This window comes from Methylobacterium sp. TK26 (assembly GCF_055361565.1).
Genome location: NZ_CM143965.1, coordinates 2135623 through 2156818 on the forward strand (window position 1 = coordinate 2135623; position 21196 = coordinate 2156818).

20 protein-coding genes and 1 tRNA gene are annotated in these 21196 nt (G+C 70.0%); 11 read left to right on the forward strand and 10 right to left on the reverse strand.

Going from position 1 to position 21196, the window contains the following annotated elements:
- Window positions 1–8: 8 nt before the first annotated feature.
- The 10 genes from ACXJ1Y_RS10280 to eutC all read left to right on the forward strand — a co-directional run bounded on the left by ACXJ1Y_RS10280 (window position 9) and on the right by eutC (window position 10758).
- A complete protein-coding gene (locus tag ACXJ1Y_RS10280; RefSeq protein WP_463849911.1) occupies window positions 9–989 on the forward strand; it encodes an ABC transporter permease in 981 nt (326 codons plus the stop codon).
- Window positions 989–1909 carry an ABC transporter permease gene (locus ACXJ1Y_RS10285; protein ID WP_463849912.1) on the forward strand — a complete coding sequence of 307 codons (921 nt, stop codon included), beginning with the start codon at window positions 989–991 and terminating at the stop codon, window positions 1907–1909. The genes ACXJ1Y_RS10280 and ACXJ1Y_RS10285 overlap by 1 nt, the downstream gene beginning before the upstream one ends.
- The gene (locus ACXJ1Y_RS10290; protein ID WP_463849913.1) at window positions 1909–3759 is read left to right on the forward strand and encodes an ABC transporter ATP-binding protein; all 1851 of its coding nucleotides are present in this window, start codon (window positions 1909–1911) and stop codon (window positions 3757–3759) included. The genes ACXJ1Y_RS10285 and ACXJ1Y_RS10290 overlap by 1 nt, the downstream gene beginning before the upstream one ends.
- Window positions 3760–3857: 98 nt before the next feature.
- Complete coding sequence (locus ACXJ1Y_RS10295) at window positions 3858–4616, forward strand: DeoR/GlpR family DNA-binding transcription regulator (RefSeq protein WP_463849914.1); 759 nt, start codon at window positions 3858–3860, stop codon at window positions 4614–4616.
- Entirely contained in the window at window positions 4609–5892 is a 1284-nt protein-coding gene (locus ACXJ1Y_RS10300; RefSeq protein WP_463849915.1) for a Zn-dependent hydrolase, read from the forward strand. Before ACXJ1Y_RS10295 ends, ACXJ1Y_RS10300 begins: the two co-directional genes overlap by 8 nt.
- Window positions 5889–6851, forward strand: coding sequence for a phosphotransferase (locus tag ACXJ1Y_RS10305; RefSeq protein WP_463849916.1), 963 nt, complete (start codon window positions 5889–5891; stop codon window positions 6849–6851). Before ACXJ1Y_RS10300 ends, ACXJ1Y_RS10305 begins: the two co-directional genes overlap by 4 nt.
- 10 nt (window positions 6852–6861) lie before the next feature.
- Window positions 6862–7797, forward strand: coding sequence for a phosphotransferase (locus ACXJ1Y_RS10310; RefSeq protein WP_463849917.1), 936 nt, complete (start codon window positions 6862–6864; stop codon window positions 7795–7797).
- Window positions 7798–7800: 3 nt separating this feature from the next.
- Window positions 7801–8586: a histidinol-phosphatase gene (gene hisN, locus ACXJ1Y_RS10315; protein ID WP_463849918.1), complete on the forward strand. Its 786-nt coding sequence runs from the start codon at window positions 7801–7803 to the stop codon at window positions 8584–8586.
- A gap of 28 nt (window positions 8587–8614) precedes the next feature.
- Window positions 8615–10018, forward strand: coding sequence for an ethanolamine ammonia-lyase subunit EutB (locus ACXJ1Y_RS10320; RefSeq protein WP_463849919.1), 1404 nt, complete (start codon window positions 8615–8617; stop codon window positions 10016–10018).
- Window positions 10015–10758 (forward strand): ethanolamine ammonia-lyase subunit EutC, encoded by a 744-nt coding sequence (gene eutC / locus ACXJ1Y_RS10325; RefSeq protein ID WP_463849920.1) that lies wholly within the window; start codon window positions 10015–10017, stop codon window positions 10756–10758. The genes ACXJ1Y_RS10320 and eutC overlap by 4 nt, the downstream gene beginning before the upstream one ends.
- A gap of 5 nt (window positions 10759–10763) precedes the next feature.
- Here the strand turns inward: eutC and ACXJ1Y_RS10330 are convergent, their stop codons facing one another.
- From ACXJ1Y_RS10330 to ACXJ1Y_RS10370, 9 genes are all read right to left on the reverse strand, one after another.
- Window positions 10764–12320 carry an amidase gene (locus tag ACXJ1Y_RS10330; protein WP_463849921.1) on the reverse strand — a complete coding sequence of 519 codons (1557 nt, stop codon included), beginning with the start codon at window positions 12318–12320 and terminating at the stop codon, window positions 10764–10766.
- Between the two features lie 50 nt (window positions 12321–12370).
- A complete protein-coding gene (locus tag ACXJ1Y_RS10335) occupies window positions 12371–13093 on the reverse strand; it encodes an ABC transporter ATP-binding protein (protein WP_463849922.1) in 723 nt (240 codons plus the stop codon).
- Between the two features lies 1 nt (window position 13094).
- Complete coding sequence (locus ACXJ1Y_RS10340; RefSeq protein ID WP_463849923.1) at window positions 13095–13832, reverse strand: ATP-binding cassette domain-containing protein; 738 nt, start codon at window positions 13830–13832, stop codon at window positions 13095–13097.
- On the reverse strand, window positions 13829–14890 hold the full coding sequence (locus ACXJ1Y_RS10345) for an ABC transporter permease subunit (protein WP_463849924.1): 1062 nt from the start codon (window positions 14888–14890) through the stop codon (window positions 13829–13831). The genes ACXJ1Y_RS10340 and ACXJ1Y_RS10345 overlap by 4 nt, the downstream gene beginning before the upstream one ends.
- A complete protein-coding gene (locus ACXJ1Y_RS10350) occupies window positions 14887–15753 on the reverse strand; it encodes a branched-chain amino acid ABC transporter permease (protein WP_463849925.1) in 867 nt (288 codons plus the stop codon). The genes ACXJ1Y_RS10345 and ACXJ1Y_RS10350 overlap by 4 nt, the downstream gene beginning before the upstream one ends.
- Before the next feature lie 5 nt (window positions 15754–15758).
- Window positions 15759–17009 (reverse strand): urea ABC transporter substrate-binding protein, encoded by a 1251-nt coding sequence (locus ACXJ1Y_RS10355; RefSeq protein WP_463849926.1) that lies wholly within the window; start codon window positions 17007–17009, stop codon window positions 15759–15761.
- A 333-nt stretch (window positions 17010–17342) separates the two neighbouring features.
- Window positions 17343–17417 (reverse strand) — tRNA-Gly (locus ACXJ1Y_RS10360).
- A gap of 57 nt (window positions 17418–17474) precedes the next feature.
- A complete protein-coding gene (locus tag ACXJ1Y_RS10365; RefSeq protein WP_463849927.1) occupies window positions 17475–17666 on the reverse strand; it encodes a hypothetical protein in 192 nt (63 codons plus the stop codon).
- A 172-nt stretch (window positions 17667–17838) separates the two neighbouring features.
- Window positions 17839–18705 (reverse strand): formyltransferase family protein, encoded by an 867-nt coding sequence (locus ACXJ1Y_RS10370; protein WP_463849928.1) that lies wholly within the window; start codon window positions 18703–18705, stop codon window positions 17839–17841.
- Between the two features lie 127 nt (window positions 18706–18832).
- Here ACXJ1Y_RS10370 and ACXJ1Y_RS10375 point away from each other — a divergent pair, with 127 nt between their 5' ends.
- Complete coding sequence (locus ACXJ1Y_RS10375) at window positions 18833–20428, forward strand: cryptochrome/photolyase family protein (RefSeq protein ID WP_463849929.1); 1596 nt, start codon at window positions 18833–18835, stop codon at window positions 20426–20428.
- On the opposite strand, the gene bcsS is transcribed toward ACXJ1Y_RS10375, so the two are convergent.
- The gene (gene bcsS, locus ACXJ1Y_RS10380; protein ID WP_463849930.1) at window positions 20395–21045 is read right to left on the reverse strand and encodes a cellulose biosynthesis protein BcsS; all 651 of its coding nucleotides are present in this window, start codon (window positions 21043–21045) and stop codon (window positions 20395–20397) included. The genes ACXJ1Y_RS10375 and bcsS overlap by 34 nt on opposite strands.
- Window positions 21046–21196 lie beyond the last annotated feature (151 nt).

Here is a 21196-nt window from a genome sequence, read left to right on the forward strand (position 1 = left end):
TCTCACCGATGTTCGTGCTCAGCTTCCTCGCCCGGCGCCTCGCGCAGGGGGCGGTCATCATCTCCCTGGTCTCGCTCCTGATCTTCACGCTGCTGCGCGTGGTGCCGGGGGATCCGGTGCGCCTGATGGTCGGCGGGATGGCGCCGGATTCCCTGGTCGAAAAGATTGCGGCCGAGATGGGCCTGCGCGATCCGATCCTCGTGCAGTTCGGCCGCTATGCCGGCCATGTGGTGCGCGGGGATCTCGGCCACAGCTTCGTGCGCCCGGCGAACGGGGCGGCGACCGGCGGCGCGAACTTCGACGATACGACACGCGGCGAGCGGGCGGCCGTGGCCGACCTGATCCGCGATGCGCTGCCGATGACGCTGCAGCTCGCGGCCCTGGCGCTGGTCTTCGCCCTGGCCTTCTCCGCCCTCGTCGGCATCGCGGCGGGGCTGAAGCCGGGCGGGGTGGCGGATAAGGTCGCCTTCGCGGTCTCCTCGATCTTCATCTCGCTGCCGAACTTCTGGCTGGCGATCGTCCTCGCCCTGCTCTTCTCGGTGAAACTCGGCTGGCTGCCCGCCATCGGTTATGGCGGCTTCTCCTACACGATCCTCCCGGCCCTCGTGCTGGCGGTCGAACTCTCCCCCGTGTTGATCCGCACCCTGTCCGGCGCCGTGGCCGCGCAGATGAGCGAGAGCTACGTCACCGTCGGCCGCATCCGGGGCCTGTCCGAAACGCGGATCGTGGCGGCGCATGTGCTGCGCAACGCCGCCGTGCCGATGCTCAACCTCCTCGGCGTCCAGTTCTCGGGGCTGCTCGGCGGGGTGATCATCGTCGAGTACATCCTCGATTATCCCGGCCTCGGCCTGCTCACCATCAATGCCGTGCTGCAGCGCGACTTCCCGCTGATCCAGGGCATCGCCATCGTCACCAGCGCGATCTTTGTCGTCATCAACATCGTCGTCGACCTCGCGGCCACGATCATCGATCCGAGGCTCGAATACTGATGGGTCTCGATTCCCTCGTCGCCCTCGGGCCCCAGCCCGCCGAACCGGAGGCGTCGCGCTCCATCGGGCGGCGCATCCTCGGGCGTGCGGCCCGCTCCGGCGGTTTCCGGATCGGGCTCGCGATCCTCGCCGTGCTGGCGCTCGCCGCCGCGCTCTATCCGGACCTGAGCGGCATCGACCCGAACAAGATGGACGTGCGCGCCCGCCTGCTGCCGCCGCTCTTCGGCGGGGCGCAGTGGAGCCTCGGTCATCCCCTCGGGACGGACCAGATCGGCCGCGACATGCTGGTGCGCTGCCTGATCGGCCTGCGCTACTCCTTCCTGATCGGGGTCGCCTCCGTGGCGCTCACCCTCGCCATCGGCTGCACCCTCGGCATGGTCGCGGGCTATTTCGGGGGGCGGACGGACACGGTGGTGATGCGCATCACCGATGCGCAGCTCTCCATCCCGATGATCATCCTCGCCATCGCCGTGCTCGGCGTCTCGCGCCCGACGATTCCGGCGATCATCCTGGTGCTCGGGCTGTCGAACTGGCCGGTCTACGCGCGGGTGATGCGCTCGGTGGTGATGGCCGAGCGCGGGCGGGAATACGTGCGCGCGGCCCAGGTCTCGGGGGCCTCGCACGCGCGCATCGTCGTGAGGCTGCTGGCGCCGCTCCTCGTGCCGCCGCTGCTCTTCGCCTCGGTCCTCGACATCGCGCGGATGATGATCTTCGAATCGACGCTGGGCTTCCTCGGCCTCGGCGTCCAGCCGCCGACGCCGACTTTCGGCAACGTCATCGCCGACGGGCGGAAATACCTCCTCAACGCGTGGTGGATCGCCACCATGCCCGGCCTGTTCCTCGGCCTCACGCTCACCGGGATCAATCTCATCGGCGCCTCCTGCGAGCGCGCCCGCAACGCGATCCACGGGGGCGCGTGATGGGCGAGGCGCCGATCCTGTCCGTCCGCGACCTCAGCGTCGCCCTCGCCCCTGCCTTCGGCGGGCGGCGGCTCCTCGATGGCATCTCCTTCGACATCGCCCCCCGCGAGATCGTGGGGGTGGTCGGCGCGACCGGCGCGGGCAAGACGGTGCTGGCGAAGGCCGTGGTGAACGGCCTGGACCAGACGCTCTCCGCCAGCGGCACCGTTCGCTTCCGGGGCCGGGACATCCTCGGCCTCGACCCCCGCGCGATGCGCCCCCTGCGCCGCGACATCGCCTATGTCGGCGCCAACCCGATGGGCGCCCTCGATCCGACGCTCCCGGTCGGCCGGCAGATCGCCGAGAAGATGCGGGCCGTCGTCCCCGGCGTGACGGAGGACGAGGCGCGGCGCCGGGTGATCGCGCTGCTGGAGGCGGTGCGCATCCCCTCCGCCGCGCGGCGCTTCCACGATTATCCGTCGCAATTCTCCGGCGGGATGATGCAGCGCGCCCTGCTGGTCGATGCGATGATCTCGGACCCGGCGCTGCTCGTCGCCGACAACGTCACCCAGCCCCTCGACGTCACCGTGGCCGCGCAGGTCATCCGCCTGATGCGGGAGCTGACGGCGCAGTTCCAAACCGCGATCCTCTTCGTGTCGTCCTCGTTGCCGGTCGCCCGCGAGGCGGCGGCGCGGACCCTCGTCATCGATGCCGGCCGCCTCGTGGAGGAGCAGCCGACCGACGCCCTCGTCGCCCGGCCGGTCCACGCCTACACCCGCGAACTGGTGGCGCAGATCCCCACGATCTGGACGGGCGTGCCGGCCCAGCCCCGGTCCCGCGCGGCCGGCGCGGGACCGCGCCCGATCATCAGCCTCGAGGACGTCTCCCAGATCTACCGGGTGCGCGAACGCGGCACCTTCGCCGGCACGGGCGAATTGCGGGCGGTCCGCAACGTCACCTTCGACATCGCCAAGGGCGACAGCTTCGCGGTGGTGGGCGAGAGCGGCTGCGGGAAATCGACCCTCATGCGCCTGCTGAGCCGGCTCGAACGCCCCAGCGCCGGGCGGATCCTGTGCGAGGGGCAGGACATCGCCCGGCTCTCCGGCGGCGCGCTACTCCGCTTCCGGCGCAAGCTCCAATTGGTGCTGCAGGATCCGTTCGACTCCCTGCCGCCGCGCACGGCCATCGGCGCGATGCTCGAGGCGCCCCTGCGCATCCACGGCTGGCGCGACGCCGCGCGGATCCGGGACAAGGTGCGCGTGGTGATGAACGATGTCGGGCTGAGCCTCGCCCTCTACGACGCCCTGCCGCTCGGTCTGTCGGCGGGCCAGCGGCAGCGCATCAACGTCGCCCGGGCGATGGTGCTCGATCCCGAGATCCTGCTGATGGACGAGACGCTCTCGGCCCTCGACCAGACCGAGCAGTTCCGGCTGCTCGCCCTGTTCGACAAGCTCCAGAGCGCCCACGGGCTCACCTACATCTTCATCAGCCACGACCTCGCGATGGTCCGCAAGGCGTGCAACCGCGTGGCCGTGATGTATCTCGGCGAAGTGGTGGAGCTCGCCGACAACGAGCGCCTGTTCTTCGATCCGGGGCATCCCTACACGCGGGCCCTGCTCTCGGCGATGCCGACCCTGGAGGAGCGCCGCTACCGCCCGGAGGATTGCCTCCTCGACGGCGAGCCGCCGAGCCCGATCGACCTCCCGGCCGGCTGCGCCTTCCGCTCGCGCTGTCCGCGGGCCTTCGCCCCCTGCGCCGGGCAGAGCCCCGCTCTCGTCACGCGGGGGGCGGGCGATTTCGCCTCCTGCCACCATGTGCCGGCCCCCGGCGCCGGGTTGGCCCAAGCGGTCGCCATGGGGTCAACAGGATGAATCCGCAGGACGAATTGCGGCCTGCCGACGGGCATGCCACCCCCGTCTCGGGGCGCGTCTCAGGTCAAGGGACGTGCAACCCGGGAAGAGGGACGCCGATGAGCATCACCGAGCAGCGCCTGCAATTGATCCTGGCGGAATTGCAGCGCGACGGACGCGTCGCGGTCAACGAACTGTCGGGGCGCCTCGGGATCAGCACCGAAACCGTGCGGCGCGACCTGCGGGATCTCGAAATGCGCGGCCACGCCCGGCGGGTCTATGGCGGGGCGGTGATCGAGCAGAAGAGGGGCGACCAGCCTTTCGAGGACCGGGCCCGGATCGGCATGCGCGAGAAGGCGCGGATCGCCTCGGCCGCCCTCCCCCTCGTGGAGGACGGGATGACCGTCTTCATCGACACGGGCACCACCACCCTCGCCTTCGCGCGGCAGCTCCTCGGCCGGCGCATCTCGATCCACACCAACTCCATCGGCATCGCGGCGATGTTCGCCGACGATCCGCAATCGCAGGTGACGGTGCTCGGCGGGGAGATGAAGCCCCATTACCGGGGCCTGTTCGGCCACCGCACCGTCGCGGCCCTGCGCGAGCACGTCTACGACCTCGCCGTGATGGGGATCGTCACCGTGCACCGCGAGCACGGCTTCATGGATCTCGGCCAGGAGGAGGCGGTCCTGCGCCGCGCCGCCGTGGAGCAGACCCGCCGCTCGGTGATCCTGGCCGACAGCGCGAAGTTCGGGCGCCTCGGCACGATCCGCACCCTCGGTCTCGGGGACGTCGACGTCCTCGTCACGAACGCCCCCCTGCCGGGCGACTTCGCCGACGCCTTCAAACGACTCAACGTGGATGTCCTTCATGCCTGAAACACCGACCGCGCGGATCGACGCCGCTCGCCTCCAGGCGATGATGGAAGCCGTGTCGGCTTTCGGCGGCGGCCGGGACGGATCGATGACCCGCCTCGCCCTCTCGGCGGAGGACGGCGCCGCCCGCGACGGGCTCGCGGCCTGGTTCCGCGAGAACGGCTTCGTGCCGCTGGTCGACCGGATCGGCAACCAGTTCGGCCGCCTCGACCTCGCGGGCAACAACGCGCCGACGGTGATGGTCGGCTCCCATCTCGACAGCCAGCCCAATGGCGGCCGCTTCGACGGCGCGCTGGGCGTCGTCGCCGCCTGCGAGGCGATCCGCGCCGTCCGCGAGGGCCTCGCCGCCCTCGGCCAGCAGGCCGCCTGCAACTTCGTCGTGGCCAACTGGACCAACGAGGAGGGCGCCCGGTTCCAGCCGAGCCTGCTCGGCAGCAGCGTCTTCACCGGCGCGGCCGAACTGCCCTGGGCCCTCGAACGCCGGGACGGGAACGGCATCTCGGTCGGGCAGGCCCTCGACGCGATCGGCTATGCCGGCTCCGACACCGTGCGCATCCCGGACGCCTTCATCGAGTTGCACATCGAGGGCGGCCCGATTCTGGAGCGGGAGGGCCAGCGCGTCGGCGCCTTCACCCGCTACTGGGGCGCCACCAAGTATCGCCTCGCCTTCCTCGGACGGCAGGCCCATACCGGGCCGACGCCGATGGCCGAACGCCGCGACGCCCTGCTCGCCGCCGCCTATTTGATCGCCGACCTCAAGGACATGGCCGGCGATCATGGCCTCGACCTGCACACCTCGGTCGGTCGGCTCGAAGTCTTTCCGAACTCGCCGAACACCGTCCCGAGCGAGGCGGTCCTGTTCATCGAGTTGCGCTCCGGCTCGCCTGGAATCCTCGAAGAGGCCGAGGCCACGCTCAAGGCGCGCATCGCGGCGGCCTGCGAGCGGGCCGGCGTCGAATCGGAGGTGCGCTCCATCGACCTGCGCCCGGCCGGCGCCATGCATCCCGGCCTCGTCGGCCTCGCGGAGCGCGTCGGGGCCGGTCGCGGAGTCCGGACCCGCCATCTCGATACGATCGGCGGCCACGATGCGATCAGCCTCGCGGCGGTTTGCCCGTCGATCGTGCTGGCCGTGCCCTGCCGGAACGGGGTGATGCATCACCCGACCGAATTCGCCTCTCCCGAGGATCAGGCCTTCGGCACGCAGGTCCTGGCCGACATGCTGATGGCCCTCGCCACGAAGGGGCTCGCGGCCCTCGATGAGGGGGGAGACGGGCGATGAAGGCGACCGGCGCCCCCGAATCCCCCTACGAACATCTCGCGGAAGAGGCGCTCGCCGCGCTCTTCGCCGGGCGGCAGGTCCGCTATGGCGTGGCCTGCCCCGGCGCGGCCTCGCCGTCCTATCACGGGGTCGAATCCGCGACTTACCTCGTAGCGGATTCGCCAGGCGCCGAGCCGGCCACGTTCCTCAAGGTCTCGGAGCCCGCCGCCGCCGCGTGGCTCGATCCCGCCGCAGCCTTCCGGGTGGCGACCCGGATCGCCGGCCTCGGCCTCGCTCCCGAACCGCTGCACCTGGCGCCGGACCAGGGGGCGATCCTGTTCCGGCGCCTCGGGCCCGAGTGGCGACCGGCCACCCTCGACCTCCTGCGCCAGCCCGACCGCATGGGCGCGGTGATCGGGGCCTTCGGCCGGATCGCCGGGGGGGAGCCGTTCGGCACCCCGTGGAGCGTGTTCGACGGCATCCGCCGGATGCGCGCCCTCCTGGGCGAAGGGGCCGACACGCTGCCGCCGGATGCGTGGTTCCTGTTCGATTGGGGCGAGACCATCGCGGCGGCGCTCGGCGCGGCGGGCATGGACCGGCGGCCCGTCCACGGCGATCCGCACGCCTCCAACCTGCTGTTCGACCCGAACGGAGCCCTCCGCTTCGTCGATTTCGACATGGGCTGCGACGCCGACCCCCATTACCAGCTCGCCGCCTTCCTCAACGAGGCCTGCCAGTTCGAGAGCGACATGCGCCTCGGCATCGAAATTGCCGAGGGGACCTGCCGGCCGGCGGTGTTCAGCCGCTGCCGGGCCTATGGGGCGGCCGACGACCTGTACTGGGGCCTGCGGGCCCTGGTGATGGACAAGGTCTCCCCGCGCCGGAGCCTGGAGTTCCGCAAATACGCGAGCTGGCGCCTCCTGCGTTGCCGGATGCGGGTCACGCGGCCGGATTTCGAGGAAACCCTGAGAAGCCTGTGAGGAGCGCGGCATGATTTCCCTCGGCGCTGCGAGCAACGAAGCCGAACGGGCCTTCGAGGCCACCCTCCGCCGGGTCGCGCCCTGGCAGGGGCGCGGCATGCGCTACCGCCCGGTGCTGGGCGGCATCAGCAACATGAACTGGCGCGTCGAGATCGAGGGCGAGGCCTGCGCCTACTTCGTGAAGATGCCGGGCCGGGGCACCGAGATGTTCATCGACCGGGCCGCCGCCCGCGCCGCCAGCCGGCAGGCGGAGGTGATCGGCCTCGGACCCCGCACCTTCGACTACCTCGACGCCGAGGACGTGGAGATCGCGGAATTCGTGGATGGTCGCCGTCCGTCCACGAACCGCGACTTCGCCGAGGCGGCCGTCCGCACGCAGGCCGTCGGCCTCTACCGCCGCTTCCATGCGGCGCCGCTCCTGCCGCTCACCAAGACCGTGTTCGACATGATCGACGAACACGACCGGCAGGTGGCCGAACTCGGCGCGGCGGTCCCGCCGGATCACGCGTGGCTGGGGCGCCAGACCCGCCTCGCCCGCGCGGCGCTGGAGGCGTCCGGCCTCGACCTCGTGCCCTGCTTCAACGATCCGATGCCGGGCAACTTCCTGCTCGGCGAGGACGGCTCGATCCTCCTGATCGACTTCGAATACGCCTCGAACAACGACCGGCTCTACGACCTTGCGGTGTGGAGCGGCGAGATGTTCTTCTCCGAAGAGATCGACCGCACCCTGATCGAGACGTATTTCGGCCAGTACAGCGAAGCGCTCTTCGCCCGGCTCATGGTGCACAAGGCGCTGGCCGACGTGAAATGGTCGACCTGGGCCATGGTCCAGAACCGGATCTCCGATCTCGACTTCGACTTCTACAAATATGGCATCTGGAAGCACATGCGCGCCCGCTCGATCATGAACGACACCCGCTGGCCCGCCTTCCTGAGGGCGCTCTAGAGCATGGCCGCCCTCCCCTCGCCCGCCGAATTGCTGGCCTTCGCGGAAGACCTCGCCGACTCGGCGCGGCCCGTGGCCATGCGCTACTTCCGCACCGCCCTCGATGTCGTCGCGAAGGCGGATGCGAGCCCGGTCACGCAGGCCGACCGGGCCATCGAAGCCCTCCTCCGGGCGCGCATCGAGGCCCGCTTCCCCGCCCACGGCATCCTCGGCGAGGAGATGGGCCTGAAGCCCGGCGACGGGCCGGTCTGGGTCATCGACCCGATCGACGGCACCAAGAGCTTCGTGACCGGCCTGCCGCTGTTCGGCACCCTGATCGCCCTCATCGACGGCGGGCGCCCGGTCGTCGGCGTCATCGACATGCCGGCGCTGGGCGAGCGCTGGACCGGCCGACCCGGACAGGCCCTGTTCGGCGGTGCCCCCGCCCGGGCCAGCGGCTGCGGCACGCTCGCGGAGGCGCGGTTCTTCACCACCACGCCCGATGGCTTCACGGGGGCAGACGAGGCGCGCTACCGCCGCCTCGTGAGCCGGGTCGGCATCCGCCGCTTCTGCGGCGATTGTTATGCCTACGGCCTGCTGGCCTCGGGCCATTGCGATCTCGTCGCCGAGACCGGGCTCCACCCTTACGATTATCTCGCCCTCGTCCCGGTGATCGAAGCCGCCGGCGGCATCGTCACCGATTGGGACGGGGCCGCCCTGACGCTCGACTCGGATGGCCGCGTCCTGGCCGCCGCGACGCCCGCGCTGCACGGTGCGGCCCTGGCGATCCTGCGGGATCGCGACATCTGATCCGGACCGGCCGCGCGGAGGCTTCGCCATGGCGTATGCGACGACGATCGAAGGGACGCGCTTCACCTTCCCCGACCTGAAGAGCCTGATGGCCAAGGCGACGCCCGAGCGCTCGGGCGACCAACTCGCCGGCATCGCCGCCGAGGGGCCCGTGGAGCGGCTGGCCGCGCAGATCGCGCTGGCCGACCTGCCCCTCAAGACCTTCCTCGAGCAGGAACTGATCCCCTCCGAGGAGGACGAGGTCTCGGACCTCATCGCCCGGCGGCACGACCGCGCGGCCTTCGCGCCGGTCGCCTCGCTCACCGTCGGCGCGTTCCGGGAATGGCTGCTCCGCACCGAGGCGGACGGGCCGGTGCTCGCCGCCCTCTCGCCCGGCCTGACACCGGAGATGGTGGCGGCCGTCTCGAAGATCTGCCGCCTTCAGGACCTCGTGGCCATCGCCGCCAAGCGGCCGGTGGTGACGCGCTTCCGCTCGACCATCGGGCTGCCGGGGCGCCTCTCGACCCGCAACCAGCCGAACCATCCGACGGATTCCTCGGAAGGCATCCTCGTCTCGGCCCTCGACGGGCTGCTGATGGGCTCGGGCGATGCGGTGATCGGCGTGAACCCCGCCACCGACTCGCTGCCCGACTACATCCGCATCGTGGAGTTGCTGGAAACCCTGCGCCTGCGCCTCAACGTGCCGACGCAGCATTGCTGCCTCGGCCACGTCACCGTGGCGATCGAGGCGATGGGGCGGGGGGCACCGGTCGATCTGGTGTTCCAGTCGGTGGCCGGCTCGCAGAAGGCCAATGCCGGGTTCGGGGTCGATCTCGCCGTCCTGCGCGAGGCCACGCAGGCGGGGCGGGCGCTGGGCCGCTGCCCGGCGGACGGGCAGTTCATGTACTTCGAGACCGGCCAGGGCTCGGCCCTCTCGGCGGATGCCCATTGGGGCGTCGATCAGCAGACGATGGAGGCCCGCGCCTACGCCGTGGCGCGGGAGTTCGATCCGCTCCTCGTCAACACGGTGGTCGGGTTCATCGGGCCGGAATACCTCTATGACGGCAAGCAGATCATCCGCGCCGGGCTGGAGGACCATTTCTGCGGCAAGCTCCTCGGCCTGCCGATGGGGGTGGACGTCTGCTACACCAACCATGCCGACGCCGACGGCGAGGACATGGACGCGCTCCTCACCCTGCTCTGTGCGGCGGGGGCGAACTTCGTCATCACCGTGCCGGGGGCGGACGACGTGATGCTGAACTACCAGTCCCTCTCCCACCACGATGCCGTCTTCGCGCGGCAGACCCTCGGACGGGCGCCGGCCCCGGAATTCGAGGCGTGGCTCAGGGATGTCGGGGTCACCGATGCGCGGGGATACCTGCGCGGCGGCGCGGGGGAACTGCCGGGCGCTTTCGCGGAAGCCTCCCGCCTCCTGCCGGGGAAGGCCGCATGAGCCGGCCCCCCTCCCTGCGGGACCTGCGCTCCCTCACCCAGGCGCGGATCGCGCTGGGCGCCCACGGCGCCGGCTGGCCCACCGCCGCCTCCCTGGCCTTCGGCCTCGACCATGCCCGCGCCCGCGAGGCGGTGTGGACGCCCCTCGATCCGGCGGCGATCCGCGAGGCACTGACGGCGCAGGGGCTCGCGTCGGTCGAGGTCCGCTCCAACGTCGCCGACAGGGCGGAATACCTGCGCCGCCCGGACAAAGGCCGCACGCTCCATCCCGATGGCGACGCCGTCCTCGGCGACGCGGGACGGGGCTTCGATCTCGCCATCGTCATCGCGGACGGGCTCTCCGCGACGGCGGTCGCCCTCAACGCGGTGCCGACGGCGGCGGCGCTGGCGGCGCGGGCGAAGCGGGCCGGCTGGAACCTCGCGCCGATCGTCGTCGCGACCCAGGCGCGGGTGGCGCTCGGCGATCCCGTGGGCGCGCGGCTGCAGGCGCGGGCGGTGGTGGTGCTGATCGGCGAGCGGCCGGGCCTCTCGGCCTCGGACAGCCTCGGCTGCTACGTCACCTTCGCGCCGGAGCCCGGCCTGCCGGATTCCCGGCGCAACTGCATCTCCAACATCCGGCAGGACGGCCTCTCCATCGAGGCGGCGGCCGCGCAGATGGAAGCGTTGCTGCGCGCCATGTTCGCGCAGCAACTCAGCGGCGTCGGGCTCCGGCGGGACGAGGCCGCGTTGCCCGGCGCCTAGGGTCTTTAGGCCGACAGGGCCGGCGCGGTGCGGTGGCGCGTCGCCTGTTCGTAATCGTAGGCGAGCGCCAGGAGGTCGGCCTCGCTCCAGAGCGGCCCGACGAAGATCAGGCAGAAGGGCGCCCCCGAGGCGAAGGTGCCGGCGGGCATCACCACGCCGGGCAGGCCCGCGATGTTGATCTCGCAGACGGTCGTCTCATGGATCGTCTCCGTCCCGTGCAGGGACGGGAGGGTGTCGCGCATCTGCGGGAAGACCAGGGCGTCGAGGCGATGCTCGTCCATCACCGCCGCGAAGAGGTCGAGGTATCCCTCCCGCGCGGCCAGGAAGTCCGACAGGTCCGGGGGCGAGAGCGGGTTAGTGAGGCAGGGCGCGAAGGACGGGACATCGTTCATCCAGTCGAGGACGCCGCCCCTGGCGAAGGGATCCTCGGCCTTGGTGGCGGCGGTGAACTCCGCGAGCGTCCGCAGGGAGGCGTCCGGGCCGAGCCGCTGCAGATACGCCTGCAGATCGAAGAGCACGCTCTCGATGCCGCGGGCATCGTAATGGTCGAGGCCCGGCACCGGCTGGCCGATCGCGGCGAAGCCGCTGCCGGCGAAGGGGTCGGCGACCAGGGTGGCGCCGCGCGCCGCGATCTCCCCCTGCGCCCGCTCATAGAGGGCGGTCGTCTCCGCCGAGAGCGGCCGGTCGCGCCAGCCCGGCCCGTAGAGACCGAGCCGCTTCCCCCGCAGGGCGGTCTCGGACAGCTTGGAGGCGTAGCCGCCCTTCGGACGGCGGCCGATGCCGGCCACGGTCTTGGGATCGGCGGCGGTGTAGCCCGCCAGGGCATCCAGGGTAAGCGCGGCGTCGCGCACGCAGCGGGCGATCGGCCCCACCACGTCGCGGGTGCTGCCGGCGAGCGGGATCACCCCCGCATTGGGCACCAGGGCGAAGGTCGGCTTGATGCCGACGAGACCCTGCGCGGAGGCCGGGTTCTGGATCGACCCGCCGGTCTCCTCGGCGAGGCCCAGCACCGCGAGGCTCGCGGCCACCGCGGTCGCGGTGCCCGCGCTCGATCCGCCGGGCAGGAGGTCCGGCGCCATGGCGTTCAGGGTCGGCCCGGCCCAGCTGTCGTTGGCGTGGCTGCCCGTGGCGCTCAGCACCGGCACGTTGGTCTTGCCGAGGATGACGCAGCCCGCCGCCCGCATCCGAGCCACCACGGGCGCATCGGTGCCGGGGATCAGGTCGGTGCCGCCGGCCTTCGAGCACAGGAAATGCCAGCCCCCCGTGCTCGGCAGCCCGGCGACGTCCATCGTGTCCTTGATGACGACCGGCACGCCCGCGAGCGGCCCCAAGGCCTCGCCGGAGGCCCGGCGGGCATCGATCGCCCGCGCCTCGTCAAGGGCGTTGGGGTTGAAGAAGATCAGGGCATTGTAGCGGGGGTTGTAGGTCTCGATCCGCGCGAGGAACGCGCGGGCCAAGGCCTCGGCGGTCACGCCCCGGGCGAAGGCCGCCTGGGCGTCGGCGACGGTCATCTCCACAAGCAGATCGGAAAGGGCGAGCGCATCGGTCTCGGCGGCGTCCATCACGGGGCTCCGGGTTTGGGTTGGTTCGGGGGATGCGACGGCCGGGCCTGTCAGGCCATGCCGACGAACTCGTCGATCAGGGCGCGGTCGCGGGCGACCTCGGGGGGCACCTCGCGGGTGATCGTGCCCTTCTGGAGGATCAGGATCCGCTCGGAGAGCCCGGCGATGCAGTTCAGGTTCTGCTCCACGAGGAGCAGGGCGATGCCGCGCTCGCGCCCGATCCGCTGCAACGTCTCGATGATCTCCTCGATGATCGAGGGCTGGATGCCCTCGGTCGGCTCGTCGAGGAGGAGGATGCGCGGGTCGCCGCACAGGCAGCGGGCCAGCGCCAAGAGTTGCTGCTCGCCCCCCGACAGGGCGCCGCCCGGCCGGTTGAGATAGGCCTTCAGGCGGGGGAAGGTGGTGAGGATGTCGGCGATGGTCTCGTCCTCGCCGCGCTTGGCGAGGAGGCAGCCCATGCGCAGGTTCTCGTGGACACTCAGCGCGGGGAAGATCTCGCGCCCCTGCGGCACGTAGCCGAGGCCCAATTGCGCCCGCGTGGTGGGGCTGCGCCGGGTGATGTCGGCGCCCTCGAAGCGGACTTGGCCCGCCGTGGCCGGCAGGTAGCCCATGAGGGTCCGCAGCAGCGTGGTCTTGCCCATGCCGTTATGGCCGAGGATGCCCACGAACTCGCCCGCCCGCACGGAGAGGGTCACGCCGTCGAGGATCGGGATGCGCCCGTAGCCGGAATGCAGGCCCTCGACGGACAGGAGCGGCGGAGCGGCGGCCACCATGTCAGGCCGCCTGCTTGCCGAGATAGACATCCCGCACGCGGGGATCGGCCAGCACCTTGTCCACCGTGTCCTCCACGAGGATGCGGCCCTGGTTGAACACCGTGACGGTCTTCGCGATCATGCGGATGAAGGGCATGTCGTGCTCCACGACGATGAGGGCATGGGTGCGGTTGATCTCGCGGATCAACTCCGCCGTGCGGTGGACCTCATCATGGGTCATGCCGGCGGCGGGCTCGTCGAGGAGGATCAGTTCCGGCTCCTGGGCGAGCACGGTGGCGATCTCCACCCATTGCCGCTGCCCATGCGCGAGCTGGCCGACGATCCGCCCGGCGATTCCCGTGAGGGAGAGGCGCGTCAGGGTCTCCTCGACGATGGCGCGGGTGCGGGCGGCGGACTTGCGCCGCCCGGCGGCGACGAAGACGTTCTCGTGGACCGTGAGGCCGTTGAAGACGTTGGGCACCTGCGTCTTGATCCCGACGCCGAGGCGCGCGATCGCATGGGGCTCGGCGCCGGTGATGTCGGTGTCGCGCAGGCGGATCCTGCCCTCGCTCGGCTTCAGCTGCCCGGTGAGGATCTTGAAGAACGTGCTCTTGCCGGCGCCGTTCGGGCCGATGAGGCAGCGCAGCTCGACCTCGCCGAGGGTGAAGTCCACGTCCGCCACGGCGGTGACGCCGCCGAAGCGCATGGTGACGCCGCGCGCCGCGATGAGCGGGCGGAGGGATGCGCCGGAGGATGTCATCGCGCGCTCTCCGTGACGAGGGTGTCGGCCGCCTTGCCCGGCCGTGGCGCGCGGACGCGCTCCACGAGGCGCAGGGCCGCGCCCCGCGCCACCGGCAGCAACCCCTGGGGCACGAGCAGGACGAAGCCGACCAGCACGAGCCCGAGGCCGAGGTTGGAATCGATTAGGTTCTGGCTCCCGGCGGCGATGATCAGCGCCTGGATCAGCACGGCGCCGAGCATCGGGCCGACCAGGGTGCCGAGCCCGCCCACCAGCACGTAGATGATGACTTGGGCCGACATCGGCAGCGCGAACACGGTCGGGCTGATGAAGCCGCCCCAATTGGCGTAGAGGCAGCCCGCCAGGCCCGCGACGCCCGCTGCGAGCATGAAGGCGATGAGCTTGTAGAGCCGCGGATCGTAGCCGATGAGCTGCGCCCGGGTTTCGTTCTCGCGGATCGCCACGATCACCCGGCCGAGGCGGGCGGCGAGCACCGCCCGCAGGAACGCGTAGACGAGGATCAGCGCCCCCATGGCGGCATACCAGACGCCCTCCAGGTCGAGGGGCTCGTCGGGACGGCCTGGGGCGTTGAGAGCCGGGATCGCCGGGATGCCGTTGAACCCGCCGAGTTCCGCCGCGCCGATCCGGTACTGGCTGCCGGAGGTGGCGTTCACGAGCTGGAACAGGATCACCGACACGGTGAGCGTGATGACGCCGATATAGGCGTCGCTGATGCGGCCGTAGAACATGAAGTAGCCGAGCAGCCCGGCGAAGGCCATCGGCACCAGGATCGACAGCAGCACCGGGATGCTGCTGTCGCCCATGTTGATCACCGAGACGGCGTAGGCATAGCCGCCGAGCCCGAGGAAGGCGGCCTGCCCGAAGGACATCACCCCCGCGAAGCCCCAGACGAAGCCCTGCGAGAGGCCGAACATCGCCAGCGCCGCGAAGCCGGTGCATTGGACGAGGCCGAACGTGTCGAGGACGTGCGGCGCCCCGAACAGGATGGCGAGGCCGAGGGCCAGCGTCGCGAGGAACCCGAGGGCGGAGGCCCGGTTCGAGGGGAAAGCGGAGTTCATAGGCTGCGCCTCAGGTAGCGGCCGGTGATGCCTTGCGGGAGGACGCGGATCAGCAGGATCGCGGCGGTCAGGAGGGCGACGTCGCCGATGACCGGCGTGGTCTTGAACGACACGAGTTCGTTGATGGACCCGAACAGGGTGGAGGCGAGACCGGTGCCGGTGATGATGGCCGGGCCGCCGCCGAGCACGGTGATGAAGGCGCGGGCGATGTAGGCCGCCCCCATGGCCGGCGAGACGCCGGAAATCGGTGCCAGCACGCCCCCCGCGAGGCCCGCGAGCGCCGCCCCGAGGGCGAAGGTCGCCATGTAGATCCGGCTGGGCTGCACCCCGAGGGCCGCCGCCATGCGCGGGTTCTGCATGGTCGCCCGCAGGATCAGCCCGAACTTGGTGAACCGCAGCAGCAGGAACATCGCCGCCAGGGCGGACAACGCCGTCACGAGGATGACGAGGCTGTACAGGCTCGCCCCGTAGCGGCCGATGTCGAAGCTGCCGACGGGGGTCGAGACCCCGCGCACCACGTTGCCGTAGAGGGTGGTGACGAGCCCGATCAGCCCGAGGCTGATGCCCCAGGTGGCGAGCATCGTGTCCATCATCCGCCCGTAGAGGAAGCGGATGACGGTGCGCTCCAGGATCAGCCCGATCAGCCCGACCACGAGGGGCGGCAGGACGAGCATGGCGATCCAGATGTTCACCCCCGCCCCGGTCGCCATGACCGCCGTGTAGGCGCCGAGCATCATGAACTCGCCGTGGGCGAGGTTGATGATGCGCATCATCCCGTAGATCACGCCGAGCCCGAGCGTGATCAGGATCAGGGTGGCGATGCCGGTGAGGACGTTGAACGCGAGCAGGCCGACGAGATCCATCGCGCTCAGCCCTTGAGATCCGGGGTGAACTGCTTGTTGGTGCGCGGATTCTTGATGAGATCGCAGGCGCCGCCGGTGTCGGCCGGGAAGGAATCCGGGAAGGTCGCGAGGATCTTCCACTTCCGGTTCTCGGGCTCGGCCAGATAGGTGTTGCGGATCGTGTGGTGGGTCGCCCCGTCCATCGTGACCTTTCCGGTCGGCGAATCGATGGAGAGGCCGCTCTCCAGGGCGGCGGTGACCTTGTCGCGCTCGATCGAGCCGGCCTTCTTCACCGCCTCGGCCCAGAGCATGATGCCCTCATAGGTGGCGGTATCGAGCTCGCTCAGGTCGGTCACGTCCGCGCCGAACTTCGCCTGCATCCCGGAGACGAAGGCCTTGGTCGCGGGCGTGTCGAGGTTGTTGTACCAGCCGTAGCAGGTGACGATCCCGTTCGTGGTCGAGGGGGCCATCGTGGTGAGTTCGTCGCCGAGGCCGAACACGCTCGATCCCACCGGGATCTTGGACTTCATGCCGGCGGCATCCCATTGCCGGTAGAAGCCGGAATGGTTGGCGCCGACCAGGGCGGACAGGACGAGATCGGGCTGGGCCTGCTGGATGCGGCTGATGGCCGAGGAGAAGTTCGTGACGTCGAGGGGGAAGAAGTCGGTTCCGAGGACCGAGCCACCCCCGTCCTTCATGAACTTCGTCATCCAGCTCGCGGTGATGTGCCCGTAATTGTAATCGGCCGCGATGACGTAAGCCTTCTTGCCCCAGTTCTTCAGGGCATAATCGACGATGTGATTGACGGTCTGGGCCGGGGTCGAGCCGGTGCAGAACACGTTGCGGTCGCAGACGCCGCCCTCGTACTGCGTGTTGTAGAAGTACAGGGTCTTGGACCGCCCGAAGATCGGCCGGATCGCCTCCCGCGAGGCGGAGGTGATGCCCCCCTGGATGACGTCGACCTTGTCCTTGAGCGCGAGCTGCTGCGCATATTGGGTGTAGAGCTGCATCGAGGATTGTGTGTCGTAGGCGATGAGCTGGATCGGCCGCCCAAGGAGGCCGCCAGCCTTGTTGAGCAGATCGACGGTGTATTCCGTCGTCTCGATCATCCGCTTGCCTTCGAGGCCGAGGGCTCCGGTTCCGTCCAGCAGGCTTCCAAGCTTGATCGGCTCTGCGGCGAGGCCGGTGCGCGAGACGAACGGCATGGCGACGGTGCCAGCTGCAGCCGAGAGCGCCAGCTTCAGCGCCCCGCGACGGTCGATCGACCCTTTGCTCATCCTCAGACTCCTCTCCGTGCGGGATCTCCGACCCACTGGCCGGCCGCACGCAGGGAGGCATCGCAAACTTGGTGCCAACCAATCCCACACAACGGTCAAAAAACAGGTGGACCTCGCCGCTCACCGACTTGTGTAGAGGCTGAAAGCCACAAAAAGCACGCCCGGCACGCCAGAGCGGGTCGGCCTCGCCCGGCGCGGGGCCGAGGAGGGTGCCGAGGGGCATGGAGAGGGTGAGGCCGTCCTTCGGCCGCTATCGGAGCGGCGCACCAGACATCCAGCAGGCCGCCGGAGGCGGCTCGGCGATGAAAATGACTGATTCTTAAGGCAGAGGATTGGAGCGGGCGATCGGGATCGAACCGACGACATTCAGCTTGGGAAGCTGACGTTCTACCACTGAACTACGCCCGCGCGGTTATGGGAATTAGGCCCTTGGCCCGGACCTGTCCAGCCAAAAATGAGGCGTCCTCAGTCCACGGGCAGCAGCGTCGTCACCAGCGTCGCGACAAGGCTCGCAGCGAGGACGCGCAACAGCGCGTAGCCGGGATGGTCGGGCGAGATCACCAGCCACTCGAAGAAGCAGGCACCCACGATGATCGCCATCCCAAAGACGATGATCGCCTCGGCCGCGACGGATTGTTCGTCGGGCTTTTGCGTCATGGCGTGCGCTCCCCCCAGCGGCACACCCAAGAGGAGCGGACCACAGCGCGTGACATCACGAATTAAGCTAGCCCGGACCGGCCGAGCGACTTGGGTGACGCTTTAAAACAGGCCGGAAGGAAACGGAAGCCGGCTTCACGCGCCCCAGGCCGCGGGAAGATATGGCGCCGGCTCAGCGTCCGATCTGGGCCGCCTCCACCTGCGAGGCCGGCGACCAGCGCAGGATCTGGATGTAGCCGTTGCGCGCCGCCACCACGAGATGACGGCGATGGCGATGAACGACGGTCCCCGGGATGTGGCCGTGCGCCTCCACCCAGCCATCGGCCTGGGCGATGAAGGCGCGCATGTCGCCGATTCGTGCGATGGTCTCCACGGTGCCGAAGGCGCGCACCCGCCGGAGAATCGCCTCGACATCCTGGCGGAAGTCGAGGGTCCGGTCGGCATCCGTCGCCCGCGCCCAGTAGGAGCCGTCGCCCTGCGGCTCGGCGCGTTTCCAGCGGTTCGGCAGGTCGCGTGCGAGGGGTCCGGCGGCAAGGCGCCGGGCCGCCATCTGGCATTTCGCCAAGAGGGTCTCGTGCGATTCGCCCGCGCCGATCGCGAAGATCTCCTGGGCGAGGATGTCGCCGGTGTCGAAGCCGTTCTCGGCCAGGACATGGGCCGTCACGCCCCAGGTCTCGTAGCCGTCGAGGACCGCGCGGAACAACGGATAGGGCCCGCGCCCGATGGGGAGCGGCGACGGGTGAAGGTTGAGGGCGTAGTTCGCCCGGCCGCGCCAGCCGCGCACCAACCAAGGATAACCGGCCACCACCAGAGCCCAATCGCGTCCGTGCGCGGCGTGCAGCGCGTCGAGGTCGCCCTGCTGGATCTTCGACAGCTGAATCGGAATCCGCGCGGCCCGGGCGCGGGCGACGACCACCTCGTTATGATCGTAGATGCCGTCGCAGGGTCGGGTGAACAGCTTCACCGGGGTCCAGTTGGCTTCGATCAGGGCCTCGAACACGCCACCGAGGAAATCGATGCCCGCAAAGGCGAATTTCATGGAAAGCCTGCGACGTCGTGATGCCGGGAAGGCCGGGCGCTGCCGGTACCGGAGGTCATAGGCCGGCTTTATCCTGGGCGCGACCCCTGTGGGAACATCAGCGTCGCCCCGGCGACCGGGAGGACATGTGGCCAGCCGTCCAGCGCGCGAGAAGCCCCGAGAGGGCCGGGTCCTGCGCCTCGTCCTCGGTGACCAATTGAACCGCCGGGTCTCCAGCCTCACCGACCTCGACACCGACGAAGACGTCGTCCTCCTCGTCGAGGTGAGGGACGAGGCGACCTATGTCCGCCACCACAAGCAGAAGATCGCCTTCCTGTTCGCCGCCATGCGCCACTTCGCCGAGGAGTTGCGCGCGGAGGGCGCGGAGGTCGATTACGTCCGCCTCACCGATGCGGGGAACACCGGCAGCTTCACCGGGGAACTGGAGCGGGCGCTCACCCGCCACGGCATCGCGCGGATCGTGGTGACGGAGCCCGGCGAGTGGCGGGTCTGGGAGATGATGCAGGGCTGGCGCGACAGCCTAACGGTGCCGGTGGAGATCCGGGCGGACAACCGCTTCCTGTGCCCCCGCGAGGATTTCGCCCGCTGGGCCGAGGGGCGTCACCACCTGCGGATGGAGACCTTCTACCGGGGGATGCGCAAGCGCACCGGCCTGCTGATGGAGGGCGGCGAGCCCCTGGGCGGTCGCTGGAACTTCGATGCGGAGAACCGCAAGCGCCTTCCGAAGGGCCACCGCCTGCCCGACCGGATCGGCTTCCAGCCGGACGCGATCACCCGTGAGGCCATCGCCCTGGTCGAGCAGGAGTTTCCCGACCATTTCGGCGACCTCGCCGCCTTCTCCTGGCCGGTGACGCGGGCGGATGCGCTCGCCTCGCTCAAGCACTTCCTCGCCGAATGCCTGCCGACCTTCGGCGACTATCAGGACGCGATGAAGGGCAACGAGCCGTTCCTCTATCATGCGCTGATCTCGCCGGCCCTCAATGCCGGCCTGCTCACCGCCGAGGAGGTATGCCGGGCCGCCGAGCGTGCCCATCACGAAGGCGCGGTGCCGCTGCATTGCGCAGAGGGCTTCATCCGCCAGATCCTCGGCTGGCGCGAATATGTGCGCGGGCTCTACTGGGCGCGGATGCCGGCCTACGCCGAGACGAATGCCCTCGCCGCGAGCCGCCCGCTGCCGTGGTTCTACTGGTCGGGCGAGACGGACCTGCACTGCATCCGGCAGGTCGTGGACCAGACCCGCTCCCATGCCTATGCCCACCACATCCAGCGGCTGATGGTGACGGGCAACTTCGCGCTCATCGCCGGGCTCGATCCGGCGCAGGTGGAGGAATGGTACCTCGTCGTCTTCGCCGACGCCTACGAATGGGTCGAATTGCCGAACGTCCACGGCATGGTGCTCTGGGCCGATGGCGGTGTCATGGGCTCGAAGCCCTATGCCGCCTCCGGCGCCTATATCGACCGCATGTCGGATTATTGCCGGGACTGCGCCTACGATGTGAAGGCCAAGACCGGCCCGACGGCCTGCCCGTTCAACTACTTGTACTGGAACTTCCTCATCGAGAACGAGGAGCGTCTGGCCGGCAACCAGCGGATGGCGATGCCCTATCGCACGCTGGCCGGCATGGACGACACGCGCCGCCAGCAGATCCGCAAGGATGCCGCCCGCTTCCTGGATTCGCTCTCGGCGGATCAGAACGAAGCCCAGGTCGTCAGCGTGAAATAGGGGGCGGGCCGCGTCCGGTTCGCCTCCCACTGCATCCCCGTCGAGAGGCGGATGTGGGTGTTCCTCAGCACGAAGTCCGTGGCGTGGAAGCCGAGGGCGACCTTCCCGTAGCCGGTGGCGTCGAGATAGGCGCTGCCCTCCGGCCCGAGATACGTGTCCCAGAGGCGGTAGCCCCAGGCGATGCGGGTCCAGACGCTGTTGTACGCCGTGCCGGCGACCGTCACCGCGTGGACGAGGGTGTCCCCATCTGGCCGAAGCCACGCCTCGGCCTGCAGCCGCATCCCGTGGCGGATGCCCCGCGCGCCGTCGAACCGGGTCTCGAATCCGGCGAAGGTGGCGACGACGCCCTGCGGCAGGGCCCATTGGTAGCCGAGTTGCGCCGAGGCTTCGGCCGAGAACGACAGGACCGTGGCACGCGCGCCGCAGCCGCACCGCCATCGTTCGAGGCGGACACCGTCGCCGATGGCGACCAGTGCCAGCAGGCCGTCCCTGTCGAGGGCGCCGAGCCCGATCTTCGCGCCGCTGGTGGAGAAGGTCGACTGGCCGGCATCCAGGCTCTCGAACAGGAGCACGTCGAGATCGCTCGCCTCGACGCCACTTTCGGTGAGGCTGAGCAATGCGAGGCCCGAGATCCATCGCCTATGGAGCAGACTTACGCACACACGCCGCCTGACGGAGAACCTGTCGGGGCACCGTGACGAGGCGACCCGGCGTGTTTGGTAAAAGCGTGATTAACGCTCGCAAATGGGCAGGAGCGGTTGCAGCTTT